This is a genomic window from Cellulosimicrobium funkei (genome assembly GCF_001019615.1).
GTDB lineage: Bacteria > Actinomycetota > Actinomycetes > Actinomycetales > Cellulomonadaceae > Cellulosimicrobium > Cellulosimicrobium cellulans_E.
Map to the genome: position 1 here is coordinate 12,432 of NZ_JNBQ01000027.1, position 21,325 is coordinate 33,756.

The 21,325-nt window shown below is 74.2% G+C and carries 18 protein-coding genes and 6 tRNA genes; 7 read left to right on the plus strand and 17 right to left on the minus strand.

The window, feature by feature from the left end:
• Positions 1-243: 243 nt before the first annotated feature.
• Together gndA and FB00_RS15615 are read left to right on the plus strand one after the other, a co-directional pair.
• On the plus strand, positions 244-1,680 hold the full coding sequence (gene gndA, locus FB00_RS15610) for an NADP-dependent phosphogluconate dehydrogenase (protein ID WP_047233839.1): 1,437 nt from the start codon (positions 244-246) through the stop codon (positions 1,678-1,680).
• Positions 1,681-1,879: 199 nt separating this feature from the next.
• On the plus strand, positions 1,880-3,049 hold the full coding sequence (locus tag FB00_RS15615; RefSeq protein WP_047233840.1) for a DegT/DnrJ/EryC1/StrS family aminotransferase: 1,170 nt from the start codon (positions 1,880-1,882) through the stop codon (positions 3,047-3,049).
• A gap of 44 nt (positions 3,050-3,093) precedes the next feature.
• Here FB00_RS15615 and FB00_RS15620 read toward each other — a convergent pair whose 3' ends face one another.
• A complete protein-coding gene (locus FB00_RS15620; protein ID WP_047233841.1) occupies positions 3,094-4,326 on the minus strand; it encodes an ATP-grasp domain-containing protein in 1,233 nt (410 codons plus the stop codon).
• A 48-nt stretch (positions 4,327-4,374) separates the two neighbouring features.
• Entirely contained in the window at positions 4,375-5,061 is a 687-nt protein-coding gene (locus FB00_RS21740) for an HAD family hydrolase (protein ID WP_331386750.1), read from the minus strand.
• Positions 5,062-5,145: 84 nt separating this feature from the next.
• Between FB00_RS21740 and FB00_RS22410 the strand changes: the two genes are divergently transcribed.
• Complete coding sequence (locus FB00_RS22410; RefSeq protein ID WP_047233842.1) at positions 5,146-5,886, plus strand: aspartate/glutamate racemase family protein; 741 nt, start codon at positions 5,146-5,148, stop codon at positions 5,884-5,886.
• Positions 5,887-5,917: 31 nt separating this feature from the next.
• Here the strand turns inward: FB00_RS22410 and FB00_RS15635 are convergent, their stop codons facing one another.
• Complete coding sequence (locus FB00_RS15635; RefSeq protein WP_047233843.1) at positions 5,918-6,403, minus strand: hypothetical protein; 486 nt, start codon at positions 6,401-6,403, stop codon at positions 5,918-5,920.
• Between the two features lie 5 nt (positions 6,404-6,408).
• Positions 6,409-7,299 (minus strand): dihydrofolate reductase family protein, encoded by an 891-nt coding sequence (locus tag FB00_RS15640; protein WP_231581889.1) that lies wholly within the window; start codon positions 7,297-7,299, stop codon positions 6,409-6,411.
• A gap of 124 nt (positions 7,300-7,423) precedes the next feature.
• Between FB00_RS15640 and zapE the strand changes: the two genes are divergently transcribed.
• Complete coding sequence (zapE, locus tag FB00_RS15645) at positions 7,424-8,464, plus strand: cell division protein ZapE (protein ID WP_047233844.1); 1,041 nt, start codon at positions 7,424-7,426, stop codon at positions 8,462-8,464.
• Between the two features lie 31 nt (positions 8,465-8,495).
• Here zapE and FB00_RS15650 read toward each other — a convergent pair whose 3' ends face one another.
• The 4 genes from FB00_RS15650 to glgX all read right to left on the minus strand — a co-directional run bounded on the left by FB00_RS15650 (position 8,496) and on the right by glgX (position 16,205).
• On the minus strand, positions 8,496-9,428 hold the full coding sequence (locus FB00_RS15650; protein WP_082141389.1) for a PPK2 family polyphosphate kinase: 933 nt from the start codon (positions 9,426-9,428) through the stop codon (positions 8,496-8,498).
• Between the two features lie 14 nt (positions 9,429-9,442).
• Positions 9,443-11,281: a malto-oligosyltrehalose trehalohydrolase gene (gene treZ, locus FB00_RS15655; RefSeq protein ID WP_047233874.1), complete on the minus strand. Its 1,839-nt coding sequence runs from the start codon at positions 11,279-11,281 to the stop codon at positions 9,443-9,445.
• Between the two features lie 68 nt (positions 11,282-11,349).
• The gene (gene treY / locus FB00_RS15660) at positions 11,350-14,019 is read right to left on the minus strand and encodes a malto-oligosyltrehalose synthase (protein ID WP_047233845.1); all 2,670 of its coding nucleotides are present in this window, start codon (positions 14,017-14,019) and stop codon (positions 11,350-11,352) included.
• On the minus strand, positions 14,016-16,205 hold the full coding sequence (glgX, locus tag FB00_RS15665; protein WP_047233846.1) for a glycogen debranching protein GlgX: 2,190 nt from the start codon (positions 16,203-16,205) through the stop codon (positions 14,016-14,018). Before glgX ends, treY begins: the two co-directional genes overlap by 4 nt.
• A gap of 207 nt (positions 16,206-16,412) precedes the next feature.
• On the opposite strand from glgX, the gene FB00_RS15670 reads away from it, so the two are divergent.
• Positions 16,413-16,628 (plus strand): hypothetical protein, encoded by a 216-nt coding sequence (locus tag FB00_RS15670; protein WP_047233847.1) that lies wholly within the window; start codon positions 16,413-16,415, stop codon positions 16,626-16,628.
• A gap of 3 nt (positions 16,629-16,631) precedes the next feature.
• Here the strand turns inward: FB00_RS15670 and FB00_RS15675 are convergent, their stop codons facing one another.
• The 9 genes from FB00_RS15675 to FB00_RS15715 all read right to left on the minus strand — a co-directional run bounded on the left by FB00_RS15675 (position 16,632) and on the right by FB00_RS15715 (position 19,094).
• Positions 16,632-16,949, minus strand: coding sequence for a hypothetical protein (locus FB00_RS15675; protein ID WP_231581890.1), 318 nt, complete (start codon positions 16,947-16,949; stop codon positions 16,632-16,634).
• An 86-nt stretch (positions 16,950-17,035) separates the two neighbouring features.
• Entirely contained in the window at positions 17,036-17,359 is a 324-nt protein-coding gene (locus FB00_RS15680; protein WP_047233849.1) for a DUF2277 domain-containing protein, read from the minus strand.
• A gap of 51 nt (positions 17,360-17,410) precedes the next feature.
• The gene (locus FB00_RS15685) at positions 17,411-18,301 is read right to left on the minus strand and encodes a hypothetical protein (RefSeq protein ID WP_047233850.1); all 891 of its coding nucleotides are present in this window, start codon (positions 18,299-18,301) and stop codon (positions 17,411-17,413) included.
• Between the two features lie 58 nt (positions 18,302-18,359).
• Positions 18,360-18,434: transfer RNA gene (locus FB00_RS15690), tRNA-Val, on the minus strand.
• Between the two features lie 23 nt (positions 18,435-18,457).
• Positions 18,458-18,528, minus strand: a tRNA-Cys gene (locus tag FB00_RS15695).
• A gap of 54 nt (positions 18,529-18,582) precedes the next feature.
• Positions 18,583-18,655 (minus strand) — tRNA-Gly (locus tag FB00_RS15700).
• Positions 18,656-18,810: 155 nt separating this feature from the next.
• Positions 18,811-18,882 (minus strand) — tRNA-Val (locus tag FB00_RS15705).
• Between the two features lie 20 nt (positions 18,883-18,902).
• Positions 18,903-18,973: transfer RNA gene (locus tag FB00_RS15710), tRNA-Cys, on the minus strand.
• Between the two features lie 48 nt (positions 18,974-19,021).
• A tRNA-Gly gene (locus FB00_RS15715) sits at positions 19,022-19,094 on the minus strand.
• A 176-nt stretch (positions 19,095-19,270) separates the two neighbouring features.
• On the opposite strand from FB00_RS15715, the gene FB00_RS15720 reads away from it, so the two are divergent.
• Both FB00_RS15720 and FB00_RS15725 read left to right on the plus strand, forming a co-directional pair.
• Positions 19,271-20,374, plus strand: a complete 1,104-nt coding sequence (locus tag FB00_RS15720; RefSeq protein ID WP_047233851.1) for a chorismate-binding protein — start codon at positions 19,271-19,273, stop codon at positions 20,372-20,374.
• The gene (locus FB00_RS15725) at positions 20,371-21,291 is read left to right on the plus strand and encodes an aminotransferase class IV (RefSeq protein ID WP_047233852.1); all 921 of its coding nucleotides are present in this window, start codon (positions 20,371-20,373) and stop codon (positions 21,289-21,291) included. The genes FB00_RS15720 and FB00_RS15725 overlap by 4 nt, the downstream gene beginning before the upstream one ends.
• Positions 21,292-21,325 lie beyond the last annotated feature (34 nt).

Here is a 21,325-nt window from a genome sequence, read left to right on the forward strand (position 1 = left end):
CGACCGGACGAACCGGACGCGCGCCGCGCGGGTGTCATCGAATCGTGATCCCGACTTCGTCAAGAACGCTTCCGGTGACCGGATCGTGGCCGCTCGGGAGCGGTGCGGCGCACGAGGACTAGGCTGGCGGGGTATCCATCACCGGTGCACCCGGCCGCGCTCCCGCCCGGCCCGGTCCGGTTCCGCGCCCTCCCCGCGCGGCCGTCGTGCGCCGGGACCGACCCTCGAGGAGCAGGGAAGCAGATGTCAGCACGCGCACAGATCGGTGTGACCGGACTCGCCGTCATGGGTCGCAACCTGGCCCGGAACTTCGCCCGGCACGGCTACACGGTCGCGGTGCACAACCGCTCGTACGCCAAGACCGAGTCCCTGATCGCCGAGGCGGGCAGCGAGGGCGACTTCGTCCCGTCCGAGTCGATGGCCGACTTCGTCGCGTCGCTCGAGCGCCCGCGCAAGGTCGTCATCATGGTCAAGGCCGGCGCGGCGACGGACGCCGTCATCGACGAGCTCGTGCCGCTGCTGGAGGAGGGCGACATCGTCGTCGACGCCGGCAACGCGCACTTCCCCGACACGATCCGCCGGGAGAAGGCGCTCGCGGCCCAGGGCCTGCACTTCGTGGGCACCGGCGTCTCGGGCGGCGAGGAGGGCGCGCTCAACGGCCCGTCGATCATGCCCGGAGGCACGCGCGAGTCCTACCAGAGCCTCGGCCCGATCCTCGAGGACATCTCGGCGAAGGTCGACGGCGTGCCGTGCTGCACCTACGTCGGGCCCGACGGCGCCGGCCACTTCGTCAAGATGGTGCACAACGGCATCGAGTACGCCGACATGCAGCTCATCGCCGAGGCGTACGACCTGCTCAAGCAGGGGCTCGGCGCGTCCGCCGCGGAGATCGGGAAGATCTTCGAGGAGTGGAACACGGGCGACCTCGAGTCGTTCCTCATCGAGATCACCGCGGACGTGCTCCAGCACGTGGACGCGGAGACCGGCAAGGCGTTCGTCGACGTCGTGCTCGACCAGGCGGAGCAGAAGGGCACCGGCCGCTGGACGGTGCAGAACGGCCTCGACCTGGGCGTGCCGATCACCGGCATCGCCGAGGCGACGTTCGCCCGCGCGCTGTCGGGGTCGGTCCCGCAGCGCGAGGCGGGCCGCGCCGCGCTGCCCGCCGACGCCGCGGCGTGGGACGTGCAGGACCGCGACGCGTTCGTCGAGGACGTGCGCCTCGCGCTCTACGCGTCGAAGGTGGTCGCGTACTCGCAGGGCTTCGACCAGATCGCCGCGGCGTCCGCCGAGTTCGGCTGGGACATCGACCGCGGAGCCATGGCGCGCATCTGGCGCGGCGGCTGCATCATCCGCGCTCGCTTCCTCAACCGCATCACCGAGGCGTACGAGCGCGACGCGCAGCTCCCGCTGCTCCTCGCCGACGAGTACTTCACCGGCGCGGTGGGCAACGGCCTCGCGGCGTGGCGTCGCGTCGTCGCGCAGGCCGCCCTCAACGGGGTGCCGACGCCCGCGTTCTCGTCGTCGCTCGCCTACTACGACGGCGTCCGGGCCGAGCGTCTGCCCGCTGCGCTGATCCAGGCGCAGCGCGACTTCTTCGGCGCGCACACCTACCGCCGCGTCGACAAGGCGGGCACGTTCCACACCGAGTGGTCGGGCGACCGGACCGAGTCCGACGCCTGACGGCTCACCACCGCACGACCCGACGGCGGTCGTCGCGCTCCGGCGCGGCGGCCGCCGTCGGCGCGTCCGGCCTCTCCGGGCCTGGCCCGGGACGACGGCGCGCGTGCGGCCCGGGCCGCACGCGCCTCCGACGTGGCAGGCTAGACCCGGCCGGACGCTGCGTCGGCCCCACCCCTGACGTCGGACGACACGGAGAACGATGAGCCGCCACCCGCAGGACGCGACCGCGACGAGGATGCTCGCCGACCGGACGGGCACGGACCCGGCCGACTGGTTCCTCGTCTTCAAGGCCCGCTACGGGATGGAGGTCGTGTTCCGCGCCCTCGCGGAGGCGCGCGGGACGGGCGACGTCGTCACGCAGGTGTTCACGTGCTCGACGGCGGTCGACCCCGTCCTCGTCGCCGGGCTGCGGCCCGTCTACGCCGAGGTCTCCCCGGCGACCGTCGCGATCGACCCCGAGCGGCTCGTCGTCGGGCCGGCCACGCGCGCCGTCGTGCTCCAGAACACGTTCGGCATCGTCGACGACGCGACCGCGCTCCGGCTGCGCGCCGCCGCGCGCTCCGTCGGTGCGCTGCTCGTCGAGGACAGCGCGCACTGCGTGACGCGCCTCGCGCGGGACACCGACGGGTCGCCGGTCGCGGACGTCTCGTTCCACTCGTTCGGGGTGGAGAAGATGCTCCCGACGCGGTTCGGCGGCGCCGTGTGGGTGAACCCCGCGCTCGAGCCGGGGCTGCGCGCCGCGATCGTCTCCGCGCTCGACGCGCTGCCGGTCGTGGGCGCACGGCTCGACCTCGCCGCGCGCAGCTTCCGGACGCAGGTGCGCGTGCTCAACCGGCTCCCTGGCGGGGCGGCGGGGAAGGTGCGCGGCGCGCTCACCGCCGTCGGCGCGTACGAGCCGGCGATCGCCCCCGTCGAGAACCGGGGCGGCCTCGCGCACCCGCCGCAGCGGCCGTCGTCGTGGGTCACCGGCCGGATGGTCGACGCGCTGCGGTCGAGCGGCGACGTCGAGGCGCGCCGTGCCGACACGGTCGCGGAGTACGTGCGCGGGCTGTCCGACGTCGTCGAGGTGCCCGCCGGGATCGGCGAGCGCGCGCCGCTGGTCCGGTTCCCCTTCTTCGCGCCCGACGCCGCGACCGCCGACCGGCTCGTGCGGGAGCTCACGGCGGCCGGTTTCTACGTCGGCAAGTGGTACCGGCCGGCGCTGTTCCCCGGCCCGGACGACCCGACGGTCTACGGGTACACGCCGGGAGACCCGGCGCTCGCGACGACCGAGGACCTCGTGGCGCGCGTCGTCAACCTGCCGACCACGGTCGGGGTCGCGACGGCGCGCCGGATCGTCGAGGCGGTGCGGTCCGCGCTGGGCGCCTGAGACCCTCGATCAGGCGATCCCTGTCGGCGCAGCACTGCCCGGGGTCATGCCGACGGTCGCGAGCGAGCGAACTTCACGTAGTCGAGCGTGTGGCGCAGGTCGACGCGCCACACGTCGACCCGGCGGCGCAGGCTCCTGTCGGGCGCGTAGCGCAGCGTGTGCCAGACCCCGTGCTTGCGGGCCTTCTTCACGCGGTGGCGCAGCGACACCGGCACGAGCGCGCGGACGACCGGGTAGGGCACGTTGATCCACAGCCGGGCCTCCGACGTGACCTGCTCGGGCAGCTCGCGCCCGTGCACCAGGTCCTCGACGTAGCAGCGCGCGAGGTTGCCGCCCGCGGCCATCGTGTAGAAGCTTGCCGCGCCCTGGCGCAGGTTGACCTCGAGGATCTTGCTCGTGCCGGTGCGGCGGTCGTACATGACGTCGAGGTTCGCGGCACCGACGTAGCCGAGGCTGTCGAGCAGGTGCCGGATCGACTCGGTGAGCTTGTCGTCCTTCATCGTCACGACGGCGTTGTAGTTGCCCACGAGCTTCGGGTCGTACTCGCCGAGCACGATCTGGGCGGCGGACAGGAACCGCAGCCGGCCGTGCCGGTCGGAGTACGTGTTGACCACGCGCATGACCGACTCGTCGCCCGCGAGGTACTCCTGCACGATGAGGTCGTCCGTGTAGCCCGCGGCGTAGATGCGGCGCGCGACGTCGCGCAGCTCGGCCGCGTCCTGCACGAGGTAGACCTTCTTCTTGCCCTCGAACTGCAGGCGCGGGTACGTGTCCGTGTCCGACGGCTTGAGGATGAGGGGGTACGGGAACGGCAGGTCCTCCCCGAAGCCCGGGGCGTCGACGTGCGCCGCCGTGGCGATCACCGTCTCCGGGTGCGGCACGCCCAGCTCCGCGCAGGTGCGGTAGAAGTCGGTCTTGTTCATGAGCCGCGCCGCCAGCTCCTGGCCCACGAGCGGGATGAGGTAGAGGTCCTCGAGCTCGGCGCGGTGCGCGATCACGACGTTCGTGTAGAACTCGATGTTCGCGATGAGCAGGCGCTTGCGGCCCGGGAACTCCTGGGCCAGCTCGCGCAGGACCGCGACGATGCGCTCGGGGTCGTCGAAGTCGCGGTAGGTGCGCACGTCGACGATGCGGGAGTCCGCCGTCTCGCGCAGGGGGAAGCGGCCCAGGGCCAGCGTGCGGACGCCGTACGCCTCGTGCAACGACCTCGCGATGTTGTAGGTGTTGAGGTTGGTCCCCAGGACGATGGGGAGGAACTCGGCGTTGCCGTACGTCATCGCGAAAAGTCGTCCGTTTCTCTGTGTGGTCGGCGGGCGTCCGCCATCCTACGGGCCGGGTACGGCCGCGCCCGGGCCGACCCCCTCGCCCGCGACGGCCTCACCCGCGCGGTCCTGACCGGCGCGGACGACGACGCCGTGCCCGGCGAGCACGCGCACGAGCTCGTCGTGGCCCCGCGAGACGTCCCAGTGCACCCCGACCATGCCGGCGGCGCGCGCGCCCTCGACGTTGCGCGCGGTGTCGTCGACGAAGAGCACGTCGCCCGGGTCCGTGCCGATGCGCCGCGCGGCCTCGAGGAAGAACCGCGGGTCCGGCTTGGCGATCCCGAGCTCGCACGAGTACCAGCTCGTGTCGAACTCGGCGTCATACCCGAGCGCGTGACGCATGAACGGCACGCGCCGGCGCTCCTGGTTGGTGCCGAGGTGCACGCCGTAGCCGCTCGCGCGCAGCGCCCGCACGAGGTCGAACGACGCGTCCACGACCTCGAGCGCGTCGAACCAGATCGCGCGGTACACGTCCTCCGCCGACACCGCCACGCCGTACCGCTCGAGCCCGGCGGCCAGCACGGGGAGGTAGTCGCCCTCGCCCACGAGCATGGGCAGGTCCTCGCTCCACGTCTCCCGGACGAAGTCGTGCGCACGGTCGCCCAGGTACTGCGCGACGGCCGCGTACCAGCCGTCAGGGATGTGCTGGAGCACGCCGTCGGCGTCGAACAGGACGTGGCGCACGGTCATGGCCGCCACCCTAGCGGCGGGGGTCGTCGGGCCGGGACCTGTGGCCGTGGCGGCGGGCGGGGCGGGCCGCCGTAGGATCCACGGGTGACGTCGCGACCGGACCAGGACCACGCCCAGCCCCTCGTCGGAGTGCTCGGAGGTGTCGGGCCCCTCGCCACGGCGTACTTCCTCCAGCTCCTCGTCGAGCTCACGGAGGCGGAGCGCGACCAGGACCACGTGGACGCCGTCGTGCTCAACCACGCGACGATCCCCGACCGCACGGCGTTCATCCTCGGCCGCTCGGACGCCGACCCGGGTCCGGTGCTCGCGCGCGACGCGGAGCGGCTCGAGCGCTTCGGGGCGGACTTCCTCGTCATGCCGTGCAACACGGCGCACTACTTCACCCAGCAGGTGCTCGACGCGATCAGCGTCCCGTTCGTGTCCATCATCGACACGACGGTCGACGCGGCCCGGTCACGGGTCGCGGACCTGCGCGCGGTGGGGCTGCTCGCGACGGCGGGCACCGCGGCGTCGGGCGTCTACCAGGACGCGTTCGCCCGTCACGGCGTCGACGCGCTCGTCCCGGACGACGCCGACCAGGCCCTCGTGTCGCAGATCATCTACGAGCAGGTCAAGGCGGGCCGGCCCGTCGACATCGAGACGTTCCGCGCCGTCGCGGGGCGGCTCGTCGAGCGGGGCGCCCAGGTGATCGTGCTGGGCTGCACGGAGCTGTCGGTCGTCGCGGTCGACCACGACCTGCTCGCCGACCCGCTCTACCTCGACTCGACCGACCAGCTCGCCCGCGCGACCATCCGCCGCGCGGGGCACCGCGTCCGCGGGGCCTGACCAGGCCGCTGCAGCGGTACGAGGGAAGGCGTCAGCCGAGCTCGCTCGTGCCCGAGTACAGGTGCAGCACCGGGACGTGGAGCTCCTCGCGCGCGCGGGACGCCCAGTCGGTGTGGAACGTGTCCTCGACGGCGTGCGGGTAGGTCACCACGACGATCTCGCGCACGCCGTCCGCGGCGACGGCCTTGTGCAGCGCGGGCAGCGGGTCGTCGTCGACGACCGCGCCGTCGGCCTCGCGGCCCGCCGCGCGCAGCTCGGCGACGCTGCGCTCGAGCTGCTCGCCCGCCGTCACCGTCGCCTGGACGGGCGAGGGCTCGCGCCCCAGGACCTCGTCCCACGCCTCCTTGAGCTCGCCCACGCTCAGGTGGTCGATGATCCCGGAGATCACGTTGCGCTCCGTGTCCGCGGGCACGAGGACCCGGTAGGCGAGCTGCTCGTCCTCGTGCAGCGACAGGATGTGCTGCACGTCGGCCGGGTTCAGCGTGTCTTCGGTCAGGACGAGGATCGTGTCGGTCACGCGGGTCAGCCTATCGGCAGGAGCCAGCGCGCGGCGGTCGTACCGGCGGGGGAGCCCGGCCGGTCCTCGGGGCTGTGCAGCAGGTGGGCGAGGCGCGCGCCCCGGGGCGGGAGCGCCGTCGTGCCGGACCGCACAGCCCCGGCCACGATGCGGCCGGGACCGCGCCCGACGACGGTCGGGGTGGTGGTGACGCACAGCTCGTCGACGAGGTCCGCCGCGAGCAGGTCGCCCAGGAGGGTCGGCCCGCCCTCGGTGAGCACGCGGGCCAGGCCGCGGTCGGCGAGCGCGGCGAGCCCCGCGGCGAGGTCGACGCCGGCGCCCGGCTCGTGCTCGTCCTGCGCGCCCGCGGCGTCGTGCCCGACGACGAGCACCCGGTCTGCGGGCACGTCGCCCCTCGCCGTGGCGGCCCCGGCAGGTCCGGTGAGCACGTACGGCGGGCGGTGACCGTGCGTGAGCGCCTCGGGCACGCGACCCGTCCGGGTCACGATCGCGAGCTCGAGCGGGGCGTCGTGCAGGTGCCGCAGGCCGCGCGGCCGGTCGAGCGCGGTGTAGCCCTCGGCGCGGGCGGTCCCCGCGCCGACGAGCACGACGTCGGCGAGCGCGCGCAGGACCCGGAAGACCCGCCAGTCCGCGTCGTCGTTGATGGACCCCGAGCGGTGGTCCGGGCCCCACGCCGCGCCGTCGACGCTCGCGACCATGTTGGCGCGCACCACGTGGGCGGCGCGCGACGGCGGCCCGTACGCGTAGAGGGTCGCGAGCCGCTCCTCGCGCGGGTCGGGGGGCAGGTGCTCCGCGGCGGGCAGGAGCACGTCGAGCAGGGGGAGGTCCGTGCGTCCCGCGGGCGGCTCGGTGGACGCCGCAGCGGGCTCGTCGGAGGGTGCCGTGGTGGAGGTCACAGCGGCCAGGCTAGCCGCAGGCGTAGGCTGGATCCTCGTGACTGCGCCCGTCGCCGGTGGCGCCTCAGCCCCGGCAGCTCTCCCCGGCACCGCCCGCGCGTCGGCCTCCGACGCGGCTCCCGCCGTGCCCGGACGTGCGCGCGCCCTCGCCGACGTCCGCCCGTCCGTCCCGCCCGCACGGCTCCTGGCCGACCTCCTGCCGCCCCGGCACTTCGCCGACGCCCGCTTCTCGACCTACCGCGCGAACCCCGCGTACCCGAGCCAGGCGCGCACCGTCGCCCGGCTCGAGGAGGTTGCGGCGGCCGTCGTGAAGCCCGCGCGCAAGGGGCTCTTCGGCCCCCGCAAGCAGACCGCGCCCGCGGTGTACATGGACGGCGGGTTCGGCGTCGGCAAGACCCACCTCCTCACGTCTCTCGCGCACGCCGTGGGCCTCGACGTGAGCGCCTACGGCACCTTCGTCGAGTACACGAACCTCGTGGGCGCGCTCGGCTTCCAGGCGACCGTGGACGCGCTCGCCACGAAGAAGCTCGTGTGCATCGACGAGTTCGAGCTCGACGACCCGGGCGACACCGTCCTCATGTCGCGCCTGCTGCGCGAGCTCGCCGACCGTGGCGTCGCGCTCGCGGCGACGTCGAACACGCTGCCCGAGGCGCTCGGCGAGGGCCGCTTCGCGGCCGAGGACTTCCTGCGCGAGATCCAGGCGCTCGCGGCCCGGTTCGAGGTGCTGCGCGTCGACGGCGAGGACTACCGTCACCGTGCGGTCGTCACCGACTCCGCTCCGCTTCCCGAGGACGCCGTGCGGGCCGCGGTCACCGGCCGGCCCGGAGCCACGCTGGACGCGTTCGACGACCTGCTCGGGCACCTCTCCCAGGTGCACCCGAGCCGCTACCGTGCCCTGCTCGACGGCGTCGAGGTCGTCGCGCTCACCGGCGCGCACACCGTGACCGAGCAGTCGGCCGCGCTGCGCCTCGTGGTCCTCGTCGACCGCCTCTACGACCGCGACGTGCCCGTGCTGCTCGCCGGGTCCGACGGGTACACCGGCGAGCGGAGCCTCTTCACCGAGGAGATGTTGCGGGGCGGGTACCGCAAGAAGTACTACCGCGCGCTCTCCCGCCTCGGCGCGCTCGCTGAGGACGGTCGCGCGGTCGCGCGCGCGTCGGCCTGACGCCGCGCCCGAGCGAGCACGGTGCCGCGGCTCACGTCGCGGCGAGGCGCCTCTTCTCGACCTCGATGTCGAAGTCGGCCGGCGGCCAGCCGAGGTCGAGGCGGCGCAGCGCGTCGAGCAGCAGCTCGCTCACCGCGAGTCGCGCGAACCACTTGCGGTCGGCCGGGACCACGTGCCAGGGCGCGGCCTCGGTGCTCGTCCGGTCGAGGACGGCCTGGTACGCCTCCTGGTACGCGGGCCACTTCTGGCGCGAGTCGACGTCGTTCGGGTTGTACTTCCAGAACTTGTCCGGGCGCTCCAGCCGCTCCATGAGCCGAGCGCGCTGCTCCTCGTAGGACACGAGCAGCGCGACCTTGACGATCGTGGTCCCGGACGCGACGACCTTCTCCTCGAACCGGTTGATCTCGTCGTACCGCGCCTCCCAGACGTCGGGCGCCACGAGACCGTCGACGCGCGCGACCAGCACGTCCTCGTAGTGGGAACGGTCGAAGACGCCGATGTACCCTGGCTCGGGCAGCGCGCGGCGGATGCGCCAGAGGTAGTGGTGCTTGCGTTCCTCGGGCGTCGGGACGCCGAACGAGCGGTGCGCGACGCCCTGCGGGTCGACGAGGCCGACGACGTGGCGCACGATGCCGCCCTTGCCCGCGGTGTCCATCCCCTGGAGCACGAGCAGCACCGAGCGCGAGCCGCCCGACCGGCCCTCGGCGAACAGGCGCTCCTGGAGCTCGGAGAGCTCGTCCGCGTGCCGCGCGACGAGGGCCTGGCCGGCCGCCTTGTCGCCCGTGAAGCCCGGGGTCGAGCCCCGGTCGAACGAGGCGAGGTCGAACCCGGCGCGCACGCGCAGCGACTCGGTCGGGGCGACCTCCCAGTCGGCGTCGAGCGCCGCCGACGCGGAGCCGGGACCGGAGCCGGATGCCGAGCCCTTGCCGTGCTTCTTCTTCGACTTCTTCTTCGTCGTCGGCATGGGCGTGAGCGTAGTCACACCCAGGCCAGGACGGCGACCGAACGCGCGGGGAGGTCGACGCCGCGCCGGTGCACGCTCGTCGTCGGGTCCCACGCGGCGAGCACGCGCGGCGTGCCGCCGAGCGCCAGCCGGAGCCGCCGGGGCTCCTCGCCGAGGTTGACCGCGACCGCGACGGTCCGCCGGTCCACGACGAACGCGGGACCGCCGCGCGGGGCGGACGCCGCGGACGGCTCCTCGCCGGACGCGTCGTCGTCCACGCCACCGGGCCCGTGCACCCGCACGACCGAGAGGTCGCCCGAGCGGACGTCCGGGCGCGACCGCAGCGCCACGAGCGCCCGGTACCAGGCGAGCAGCCGCGCGTGCTCGCCGCGGTCGCGCTCGTCCCAGTCGAGGACGCTCGCGTCGCGGGTCTCCCGCGCCTGCGGGTCGGGGACGGGGGCGCCGTCGGTCCACCCGTGGTCGGCGAACTCGGCGGCACGGCCGCGCCGGACCGCCTCGGCGAGCTCCGGCTCGGCGTGGTCGGTGAAGAACTGCCACGGCGTGGACGCGCCCCACTCCTCGCCCATGAAGAGCAGCGGGGTGAACGGGGAGACGAGCACGAGCGCCGCGGCCGCGGCGAGCCCCCCGCCGTCGAGCGTGGCCGACGTCCGGTCCCCGAACGCGCGGTTGCCGACCTGGTCGTGGTTCTGCGCGCTCACGACGAACGCGTGCCCGTCGGCCCCCGCGGGCACCGGGTGGCCCCACGTGCGGCCGCGGAACGTGGAGAACGTGCCGTCGTGCACGAACACGCCCGTGAGGGCCTTGCGCAGCACCGCGACCGAGCCGAAGTCGACGTAGTAGCCCTGCCGCTCGCCCGTGAGGAGCGCGTGCACGGCGTGGTGGACGTCGTCGGCCCACTGGGCGCGCATTCCGCGCCCGCCCTGCTCGACGCCCGTGACCGTGGCCGGGTCGTTCTCGTCCGACTCCGCCACGAGGGTGAGCGGTCGCCCGAGCTCCTGCTCGACCCGGTCGACGCGTCGCGCGAGCTCGGCCAGCAGGTGCGTGGGGGAGTCGTCGACGAGCGCGTGCACGGCGTCGAGGCGCAGCGCGTCGACGTGGAACTCGACGAACCATCGTTCGGCGTTGTCGATGACCCACTCGCGCACCTCGCGGCTGCCCGGGCGGTCGAGGTTCACCGCCGAGCCCCAAGGAGTCTCGTGCGCGTCGGTGAAGTACGGGCCGAACTCCGGCAGGTAGTTCCCCGACGGGCCGAGGTGGTTGTAGACGACGTCGAGCACGACCGCGAGCCCGCGCGCGTGCGCGGCGTCCACGAACCGCTGGAGCGCGCGGGGACCGCCGTACGGCTCGTGCACCGCGTACAGGTGCACGCCGTCGTAGCCCCAGCCGCGCTCGCCGCCGAACGCCGCGACCGGCAGGAGCTCGACCGCGCCGACGCCCAGGTCGACCAGGTGGTCGAGCCGGTCGGTCGCGGCGTCGAGCGTGCCCTGCGGCGTGAACGTCCCCACGTGCAGCTCGTAGAGGACCTCGCCCCGCACGTCCCGGCCCGCCCACGCGTCGTCGGTCCAGGCGAACGCCGCGTCGAACGTGCGGCTCGGACCGTGCACGCCGTAGGGCTGCCACGGGCTGCGAGGGTCGGGCCGGCCCGGTCCGCCGTCGACCGCGTACCCGTAGTCCGTGCCCCACGGCAGCTCGTGGTCGTAGCCCCACCAGCCGGGCACGTGCGCGCCCACGAGGCGCAGCGGTCGTCGTTCGGCGCCGTCGAACGTGCCCGAGCCGGGCTCGGGCAGGAGCAGCTCGACACCGCGCGCCGTCGGCGCCCAGACGAGAGGTCGTGGCCCGGGCACGGAGAGCATGGGGGTCGAGCGGGGCGGGGGGACGCGGGGAGCGGGGGCGCCGGGCGTCGGGGTCGTCGGGTCGGTCGTCATGGCGCGTCCCCGGCGGGCTCGTGCGCCTCGCCCGTCCTCGCGACGGCGGCGCTCACGGCGTCGCCCCGGTCGACGAGGAGCGCGACCGGGAGGTCGGCGAGCAGGTCGGCGACGGGCACCGTGCCGGACGGGTGCTCCCGGCCGGTGAGCACGTCGACCCACGCCCCCGTCCCCTGGGGCAGCGCGACGACGTGGTCGCGCCACCCGCCGAGCCGGTCGACCGTGCCGGCGAGGCGCGTCGCGACGGTCACCACGCGCGCGACGGGCGCGGCGTCCGCGTCGGCGCCCGTGCGCGGGCCGCGCGGCGTCGTGCGCGCGAACGCGAGCGCGCACGGCGTCGACGACGCGACGGGGGCGTACCCCGCGCCGTCGCCCACGAACGCGTCGGCCAGGGCGCGGCGCAGCCGCAGGGCGCGTGCCGTGACGAGCAGCTTCTCGTCCGCGAGCGTGCGCGCGGGCGCCCCGCCGTCGAGCCGCGCGAGCCGCTCCGTCAGCGCCTCGACGTCGACCGGGCGGCGGTTGTCCGGGTCCACGAGGGTCGGCGCGTAGGACTCCGCTCCCTGGTACACGTCCGCGACGCCGGGCGCCGTGAGCCGGACGAGCGTGATCCCGAGGCTCGCGGCGCGCAGCTCCTCGCGGTGCTCCCGGGACCACCGGGCGAAGGCGCCGGTCACGGCCGGGTCGGCGAGCGCGCGCCGCGCGACGTCCGCGACGGCCTCCTCGTAGGCGTCGTCGGGGCTCGTCCAGGACGTCGCGACCTTGGCCTCGCGGAGCGCCTTGCGCAGGTAGTCGACGAGGCGGTCGGGCGCGATCGCCGCGACGGACGTGCCGTCGGTCGCGACGTCGGCCGGGTCTGCCCCGGCGCCCGCGTCGGGCAGCCACGTCCCCGCGACCGTCTGCCACAGGAGGTTCTCCGCGAGACCGTCCACGAGCACCCCGCGGTAGGGCGCGGTCGCCGCGCGGACCTCGTCGACGAGCCGTGACCAGCCCGTCGCGTCCTCGGAGAGCACCCCGAGCGCGGCGCGCGTGTCCTCGCCGCGCTTGGTGTCGTGCGTGGAGCCCGCCGTGAGGGCGTGCGGGGTGAGCGCGGCGAACCGCTGCGCGAACGCGTGCCAGTCGTGCACGCCGAGGCTGAACCGGTCCGGCTCGCCCCCCACCTCGCACAGGCTCACGAGCTCCGTCCAGCGGTAGAACGCGGTGTCCTCCACCCCCTTCGCCGTCACGGCCCCGCACACCTGCTGGAAGCGCACCACGAGCTCGTCGCGCCGCGCCTCCCGGCGCCGGCCCGCGCTCCCCACCTCCCGGCCCAGCACGAGGTCGACCACGACGTCGAGCGTCTCCGCGCGCTGTGGGTCGAGCCGAGCCCGCGCGCGCTCGGCCGCCTCCTCGACCGCCCGGACCGCCTCGTGCCGCGGCGGCGTGCCCGGGACGACGTACGCGCGGTACCGGTCGAACGCGACGAGCAGCTCGCGCAGGCACTGGTGCAGGCCGCGCCACGTGTGGTCGCGCAGGCGCGGGTCGTCGTGGCAGACGGCGGCCGCCAGGTCGGTCAGCCGGTGCACCTCCGCGTACAGCGGCCCCGCGACGACCTCGCGCTTCGCCTCCTCGACGAGCGCGCCCAGGCCGCCCGGCGCCGCGCCCGTGAGGCGCGTCATCACCGCGTCGAGGCCCGACCGGCCGCCCGGGTCGACGAAGAGCTGCTGGAGCCGCCACGCGACGTCGTAGCCCGTGGTCCCGACCGTCGCCCAGTCCGGGGGCACCTGCTCCTCGCCCGCGAGGATCTTCTCCACCACGACCCACGCGGCGTCCGTGCGGTCCGCGAGCCGCTGGAGGTACTGCGCCGGGTCCGCGAGGCCGTCCGGGTGGTCGATGCGCAGGCCGTCGACCGTGCCGTCCGTGACGAGGCCGAGCACGAGCGCGTGCGTCGCGTCGAACACCTCCTCGTCCTCGACCCGGACCGCGACGAGCGACCCGACGTCGAAGAAGCGCCGGTAGTTGAGCTCCTCGTCGCCCACGCGCCAGTACGCGAGGCGGTAGTGCTGGCGCTCCACCAGCTCGGTGAGCGGCAGGTCCTCCGTGCCCGCCCGCACGGGAAAGACGTGGTCGTAGTACCGGAGCACACGCCGGGGCTCCGGCGACCCGGGGACCTCGACCTCGTCGACCGCGATCTCGCCCGCCGCGAGCACGTCGCCCAGGCGCGCGCCGAGGACCGGCATGAGCACCGCGCCCTCGCCCGCCGACCAGTCGACGTCGAACCACCGGGCGTAGGGCGAGTCGGCACCGTCCTCCAGGACCGACCACAGCGCACGGTTGTGCCAGGCGGGCGTCGGGACGGCCATGTGGTTCGGCACGACGTCGAGCACGATGCCCAGGCCCGCCGCCCGGGCGCTCGCGGCCAGGCGCTCGAGCCCCTCGCGCCCCCCGAGCTCGTCGCTGACGCGCGAGTGGTCGACGACGTCGTACCCGTGCGTCGAGCCGGGCGCGGCCTGGAGCACGGGGGAGAGGTAGAGGTGCGTGACCCCGAGTGACGCGAGGTAGGGCACCTGGCGCGCGGCGTCGTCGAACGTCAGGTCGGGGCCGAGCTGGAGCCGGTACGTCGAGACCGGGACGCGGGGCGGCGCACCGTGCGCGCCGGCCGCGCCGACGGTGGGGAGGATGGCCGTCATCGCAGCGGCGGTCGGGTCAGGACGATGACGCTGCGGCCCGTCACGGAGACCGTGTCGCCCGGGTGCAGCGCGTCGCCGACGCTCACCGTGCCGTCGGTGTCCAGCACGACGTCCCACTCCTCCCCGTACGCCGCGGGCGGCACGGTGAACTCGAGGGCGTCCGAGTGGGCGTTGAGCAGCAGGAGGAACGAGTCGTCGACGATCGGCTCGCCGCGCCGGTCCTGCTCCGGGATGGCGTCGCCGTTGAGGAACACCATGACGGTCCGCGCGTACGCGTGGTCCCAGTCCTGCTGGTCCATGCGCGACCCGGTGATGTCGAGCCACTCGATGTCGGGCAGCTCGTCGTCCGCCGTCCCCGCACCGCCGCGTCCCAGGAAGAAGCGCCGTCGGTGCAGCACGGGGTGGTCACGGCGCAGCCACACAACGCGGCGGGCGAAGTCGAGGAGCGCGGCCCGCTCGTCGTCGAGGCCCTCCTCGCCGCCCCAGTCCATCCAGGTGATCTCGTTGTCCTGGCAGTAGCCGTTGTTGTTGCCGTGCTGGGTGCGCGCGATCTCGTCGCCGTGCGCGAGCATCGGCACGCCCTGGGAGAGCAGCAGCGTGGCGAGGAAGTTCCGGCGCTGGCGCGCGCGGAGCGCCCGCACCTCGGGGTCGTCCGTCGGACCCTCGACCCCGCAGTTCCACGACCGGTTGTGGCTCTCGCCGTCGTTGTTGCCCTCGCCGTTGGCCTCGTTGTGCTTCTCGTCGTAGGAGACGAGGTCGTTCAGCGTGAAGCCGTCGTGCGCCGTGACGAAGTTGATCGACGCGATGGGCTTGCGGCCGCTGTGCTCGTAGAGGTCCGACGAGCCCGTGAGCCGGCTCGCGAGCTCGGGCAGGGTCGAGGGCTCGCCGCGCCAGAAGTCGCGCACGGTGTCCCGGTACTGCCCGTTCCACTCGGTCCACAGCGGCGGGAAGCCGCCCACCTGGTAGCCGCCGTCGCCGAGGTCCCAGGGCTCGGCGATGAGCTTGACCTGGGAGATGACCGGGTCCTGCTGCACGATGTCGAAGAACGCCGAGAGGCGGTCGACCTCGTGGAACTGGCGCGCGAGCGTGGCCGCGAGGTCGAAGCGGAACCCGTCGACGTGCATCTCGGTCACCCAGTAGCGCAGCGAGTCCATGATGAGCTGGAGCACGTGCGGCGAGCGCATGAGCAGCGAGTTGCCCGTGCCGGTCGTGTCGAAGTAGTGCGCCTCGTCGCCGTCGACCAGCCGGTAGTAGGCCTTGTTGTCGATGCCGCGGAAGCTCAGCGTCGGGCCGAGGTGGTTGCCCTCGGCGGTGTGGTTGTAGACGACGTCGAGGATGACCTCGATGCCGGCCTCGTGCAGCGCCTTGACCATGGTCTTGAACTCCATGACCTGCTGCCCGCGCGTGCCGTACGCCGCGTAGCCGTTGTGGGGCGCGAAGAACCCGATGGTGTTGTAGCCCCAGTAGTTCGACAGCCCCTTCTCGACGAGCGTGGGGTCGTTGACGAACTGGTGCACCGGCATGAGCTCGACCGCCGTGACGCCCAGCGTCACGAGGTGCTCGATCACGGAGGGGTGCGCCATGCCCGCGTACGTGCCGCGCAGCTCGTCGGGCACGTCCGGGTGGAGCATCGTCATGCCCTTGACGTGCGCCTCGTAGACCACGCTGTCGTGGTAGTCCCGGTTCGGCGGGCGGTCGTGCCCCCAGTCGAAGTACGGGTTGATGACGACCGAGACCATCGTGTGCCCGGCGGAGTCGTCGTCGTTGAGCGGGGGAGCGGTCGCGTCCTCGGCGTCCTCACCCTCGGCGGCCTCGCCCCCGGGCACCGCGTCGCCGCCGTCGGCGAAGCGGTAGGAGAACAGGGACTCGTCGCCGTCCACCCGGCCCTCGATCGCCTTCGCGTACGGGTCCAGGAGCAGCTTGGCCGGGTTGCAGCGGTGGCCGTTCGCCGGGTCGTAGGGGCCGTGCACGCGGTAGCCGTAGCGCGTGCCGGGGCCCTTCCCGGGGAGGTAGACGTGCCAGACGTGCGCGTCCACCTCCTCGAGGTCGACGCGCGTCTCGGTGCCGTCGTCGGCGAGGAGGCAGAGCTCCACGCGCTCCGCGACCTCGGAGAACAGGGCGAAGTTCGTCCCCGTCCCGTCGTAGGTGGCGCCCAACGGGTAGGGGTGGCCTGGCCAGGTCTGCATGCCCTTGAGGATTCCACGCACCCCGGGTCGCTGTCGTCGCAGGAGGCGCCTGATCCCGAGTGACGGGGGCCACGCAGATGAAATAGTGTGCCAAGCACGCACGACAACCGGCGTGCGCCGCGCACCCGTCTCACCGTCGGGCGCCCGGGCCGCCCCGCGCCGCGGACGGTCGTGCATGGCGGCGACGGACCTGGTAGACCCGTGCCTATGAGCACCCACGCAGACCACCGCGACGACCTCAACGAGTCCGACGTCGCCTCCGCCCGACTGTCCCCGCGGCGCGAGGAGGAGGGGGAGCCCGTCGGTGACGTGCTGACCGGTGGGGACGCGACCAAGGCCCCGCAGTCGCTCTCGGAGAACGAGCGTCGGCCGATCGACGGCGCGTCGTCGGGCACGTCCTGGGACGACCCCGACGAGCTCTGAGCGTCAGTCCACGCGCGGCAGCCGGTCGGCGTCGACCGGGATGAGCCGGGGCATCCCGGCGGGAGCCACGGCGCTCAGCGCGAGGTAGCGCGCCTCGGCGCGATGGAGGCGGATGTGCTCGTCGACGGTCCAGTCCGGACCGTTCGTCAGCGACATGCCGCACGAGCAGTCGATCGTCACCTGCCCGGCCGCGTCCTCACGGACCTGCCCGATCGTCACGTGCGCGGAGCGCGCGTCCGCCTTCGCGCGGCGCATGCTCGCGCTGACGGGTTCGGGGCGCGTGGGCTCCGGCGGCGGGGTCGGGGCGGGTGCGGCACTCACAGAGCCCGAGCCTAGACGGCGACGCGCGGGTCCGTGCACGCGGCGCACGTCTCCGACCGGACGGGGCCGTGGACCCGCCGGCCGTCTCAGTGGGTGTGGGCGATCCCCAGGGCGTGCGCCCGCTCGTGCTCGCGCTCGGCGGCCTCGCGCGCGGCGATGCGAGCCCGGACCTCCTCGCGCCGGAGCGGGGGGACGGTCGTCGGCGGGTTGCGACGTTCCGGCAGCTTGGCGAGGAGCCGCGCGACGATGGCCGTGACCTCGTCGACCGCCCGCTCGAACGGCTCCTGCGTCGCGGCGCTCGTGCGCTGGATCCCGGTCACCTTCCGGACGAACTGGCGAGCCGCCGCCTCGATCTCCTCGTCCGTGGCGGGGGGCTCGAGGCCGCGCAGGGTCGTGATGTTCCGGCACATGCCCTCGACGCTACGTGCGGGCGAGGAGCACCACAAGAGCGGCCTGCGTCGTCAGGCGAACCGTGCCGAGACGGCGAGCGTCTCGCCGACGTCGACGCGGACGTCCGCGAGGCGGACGCCCGGGGGGAGGTCGGACACGAGGTCGACCTGGCGACCCTCGACCTTGGCGAGCTCGCCGCGTGCCGCGACGAGCAGCGCCGCGACGACGGGGTTGCGGCTCGACAGCTCGAGGCCCCGGACGGCGAGCACCATCTGGGCGTCGACCTCGGCGGTGGCCGTCGCGCGGACGCTCGCGGAGAGGATGCCCTTGCGGACCCGGGCGAACGCGCGGAGCGTGACGCTGCGGGGTCCCGCCGACTCGAGCTCGACGTCGAGCGACGCGAGCGTGAGGCCGAGGTTCTGGAGCTCCGTGGCGACGAGCCGCCGCGCGGTCGCGACGATCGCGTCGCGCGGCGCCGCGACCCGGACGTGGCCGGTGAGGGGTGCGGCGTCGTCGGGCTCGACGCCCTCGACCCCGAGGCCGCCGGCCGCGTCCTCGACCCAGTGGAACCGCAGACCCTCGGCCTCGGCGACGACGTCCACCGGCACGTCCTCCACCACGAGCGGGTGGGCGTCGACGCGCACCCGGCGCAGGACCGCGTCCTCGCGCGAGCGCACGTCCTCGACGTCAGAGGTCGTGGGGCCGGTCGACGTCGTGTCCGTCGGCGTGCTCGGGGACGCGCCGCCGACGCGCACGTGCACCCCGGTCAGGTCGACGTCGAGCCGCGCGACGTCGGCGCCGTCGAGGTTGGCGTCGAGCCGGGCCCGCTCGGCGCCCTGGACGGTCGGGCCGAGCGCGTCGAGCAGGACGGGGCGTAGCCGGGCGAGGAGCTCGGCGGCGGTCGTGGGGCGCGGGGCGGTGCCGAGCGGCAGCACGTCGTGGGCGGGGCGCAGATCGGGCATGGGCCGAGAGTAGTGGACGACGAAGGCCGCCCCGGGGAACCCGGGACGGCCTTCGTGCTGGTGGGCGATACTGGGATCGAACCAGTGACCTCTTCCGTGTCAGGGAAGCGCGCTACCGCTGCGCCAATCGCCCGGGGTGATGCTGCACTGCATGCGAGGTGGAGATGGGATTCGAACCCACGTATACGGCTTTGCAGGCCGCTGCCTCGCCTCTCGGCCACTCCACCATGAGACGTGCTCCCTCTCGCTCCCGAGAGAGCAGGCCAGAGAGTGGGCCTCCGAGCGGATGACGGGACTCGAACCCGCGACCCTCACCTTGGCAAGGTGATGCTCTACCAACTGAGCCACATCCGCGCGGCCGGTCGTCGGGCTCCTGAGAGCCTTCGTGATCCGGCGCGAAGCACATACTAGCCGACTTCCCGTCCGGACCGTGCATCCGGTCCGGGTGATGGTCGGCGCGCGAGAGGCCGCTCCGGACGGTGCCGGGGCGGCCTCTCGCGTCGTGCTCGTGGGCGATACTGGGATCGAACCAGTGACCTCTTCCGTGTCAGGGAAGCGCGCTACCGCTGCGCCAATCGCCCCGAAGGGTGGTGCTGCTGCGAGGTGGAGATGGGATTCGAACCCACGTATACGGCTTTGCAGGCCGCTGCCTCGCCTCTCGGCCACTCCACCGCGACCTGCCCTCCGCCGCCGCGAGAGCGGTCGGAGAGTGGGCCTCCGAGCGGATGACGGGACTCGAACCCGCGACCCTCACCTTGGCAAGGTGATGCTCTACCAACTGAGCCACATCCGCGCGGCCGGACGGGTGAGAACTTCGAGGAATCACTTCCTGTCGGCCCCCGGCGTTCCGGCGCGTCCCAGACATTAGTCCACGTTCGCGCCCGGAGTCCAACCGGCGTCGTCCCGTGCGCGTCGGGTGCGCACCCGGGCTCGTCCGGGTGGCGCGCGTGTGCTCGGTAGCGTGGTCCCGTGCCAGGACCTGGGAGAACGTCGTCGAGGCCGGGGCTCGCGAGCTTCGCGGGCCGCGCCGCCACCGGTGTGGTGGAGGTCGTCGACCTGTGGCGCGAGCCGGAGCGGCTCGCCGGCGAGGGCCCGTGGTTCGTCGTGGCGGACTTCGACGCCCCCGCTCGCGGCGGGCGAGCGCGCGCCTGGCGGTTCGCGGAGCGCGTCGACCCGGCGGAGCTCGCGCGGGAGGCGGGCGGAAGGGACGCATGGCGCGGGCCCGCGCCGTCCGACTGGGAGAGCTCGATGGACCGTGCGGCGTACGAGGCCGCGGTCGCCCGCGTGCGCGAGGAGGTCCGCGAGGGCGAGGTCTACCAGGCCAACGTCTGCCGCGTGCTGTCCGCCCCGCTCGTCGCCCCGGACGGCACCGAGCCGGACGCCGCGGCCCTCGGGCGCCGTCTGGCCCGGGGGAACCCGGCGCCCTACGCGGGCGTCCTGCACGTCCCGGCGAGCTCCGGCGTCGACCCCGTCTGGGTAGTGACCGCGTCCCCCGAGCTCTACCTCCGCGTCGCGGGCGGGACGGTGACGTCCGGACCGATCAAGGGCACCGCTCCGACGCCGGACGGGCTCACCGCCAAGGACCGCGCGGAGAACGTCATGATTACCGACCTCGTGCGCAACGACCTCCAGCGCGTGTGCGACCCGGGGACGGTCGAGGTCACGGACCTGCTCGCGGTCGAGCAGCACCCCGGCCTCGTGCACCTCGTGAGCACCGTCGCGGGAAGGCTCCGTCCGGGCCTGGGCGACCCGGCGGCACTCTGGCCCGCGCTGCTCGACGCGACCTTCCCGCCCGCGTCCGTGTCCGGCGCCCCGAAGTCGTCCGCGCTCCGGATCATCGACGCGCTCGAGCCCGTGCCGCGCGGTCCCTACTGCGGGGCGATCGGGTGGGTCGACGGCGACGAGGCGGTGCTCGCCGTCGGGATCCGGACGTTCTGGTGGTCCGACGGCGTGCTCCGTTTCGGCACGGGGGCGGGGATCACGTGGGGGAGCGACCCCGCGCGCGAGTGGGAGGAGACCGAGCTCAAGGCGCGGCGACTCGTCGGCCTCGCCTCCGGCACACTGGAGCCATGAGCACTCCTGCGGCCACGACGCCGACGTCCGACCGACCGTCCGAGAACCTCGTGATCTGGGCGGACGGGCGACTGGTCCGTCCGCGCGAGGAGGCCCTCAGCGCCGTGGACCACGGCCTCACGGTCGGGGACGGCGTGTTCGAGACGTGCGCCGTGTTCGACGGGCAGGCGTTCGCGCTCACCCGGCACCTGCGCCGGCTCGCGCGGTCCGCCGCCGGCCTCGGGCTCGACGCGCCGGACGAGCAGCGCGTGCTCGACGGCGTCACGGCCGTGCTCGCGGAAGCCGACGCCCGGACACGGGCCGGGGCAGGCGGCGTCGGGCGGCTGCGCATCACCGTGACCGCCGGCGTCGGGCCTCTCGGGTCCGGACGGACGCCCGGCGCGCAGACCGTCGTCGTCGCCGCGGGCCCCGCGACCATCAGCCCTGCCGGGCGAGCCGTGCGCTCGCCGTGGACGCGCAACGAGCGGTCGGCCGTCGCGGGGCTGAAGACGACGTCCTACGCCGAGAACGTCGTCGCGCTCGCCGACGCCGTCGCGAAGGGCGGCGACGAGGCGCTCCTGGCGAACACGGCGGGCGACCTGTGCGAGGGCACGGGGGCGAACGTCCTCGTCGAGCGTGGGGGTGAGCTCGTCACGCCGCTCCTGGCGTCGGGCTGCCTCGCCGGCATCACGCGCGAGCTGCTGCTTGAGTGGGCCGCCGAGGACGGGCTGCCGGTGCGCGAGGCCCGACCCGGAGAGCTGCCGTTCGCGGTGCTCGACGAGGTGACCGCGGGGGAGGCCGCCCTGCTCCTCGCCGGCTCGGTCCGCAACGTTCAGCCCGTGACCTGGCTCGACGGCGTCGACGTGGCCGCCGGGGAGCTGTCGCTCGCCGCGCGCGAGCTGTTCGAGCGGCGTCGTCGCGAGCGCCTCGACCCCTGATCGCGGCCGGTTTTTCGATCCGGTCCGTTTCAGG

Excerpts from the sequence above, each read along its gene's own strand:
- gndA (WP_047233839.1), top strand. The coding sequence starts at position 244 with ATGTCAGCACGCGCACAGATCGGTGTGACCGGACTCGCCGTCATGGGT.
- FB00_RS15615 (WP_047233840.1), top strand. The coding sequence starts at position 1,880 with ATGAGCCGCCACCCGCAGGACGCGACCGCGACGAGGATGCTCGCCGAC.
- FB00_RS15620 (WP_047233841.1), bottom strand. The coding sequence starts at position 4,326 with ATGACGTACGGCAACGCCGAGTTCCTCCCCATCGTCCTGGGGACCAAC.
- FB00_RS21740 (WP_331386750.1), bottom strand. The coding sequence starts at position 5,061 with ATGACCGTGCGCCACGTCCTGTTCGACGCCGACGGCGTGCTCCAGCAC.
- FB00_RS15650 (WP_082141389.1), bottom strand. The coding sequence starts at position 9,428 with ATGCCGACGACGAAGAAGAAGTCGAAGAAGAAGCACGGCAAGGGCTCG.
- treZ (WP_047233874.1), bottom strand. The coding sequence starts at position 11,281 with ATGCTCTCCGTGCCCGGGCCACGACCTCTCGTCTGGGCGCCGACGGCG.
- treY (WP_047233845.1), bottom strand. The coding sequence starts at position 14,019 with ATGACGGCCATCCTCCCCACCGTCGGCGCGGCCGGCGCGCACGGTGCG.
- glgX (WP_047233846.1), bottom strand. The coding sequence starts at position 16,205 with ATGCAGACCTGGCCAGGCCACCCCTACCCGTTGGGCGCCACCTACGAC.
- FB00_RS15670 (WP_047233847.1), top strand. The coding sequence starts at position 16,413 with ATGAGCACCCACGCAGACCACCGCGACGACCTCAACGAGTCCGACGTC.
- FB00_RS15680 (WP_047233849.1), bottom strand. The coding sequence starts at position 17,359 with ATGTGCCGGAACATCACGACCCTGCGCGGCCTCGAGCCCCCCGCCACG.
- FB00_RS15685 (WP_047233850.1), bottom strand. The coding sequence starts at position 18,301 with ATGCCCGATCTGCGCCCCGCCCACGACGTGCTGCCGCTCGGCACCGCC.
- FB00_RS15725 (WP_047233852.1), top strand. The coding sequence starts at position 20,371 with ATGAGCACTCCTGCGGCCACGACGCCGACGTCCGACCGACCGTCCGAG.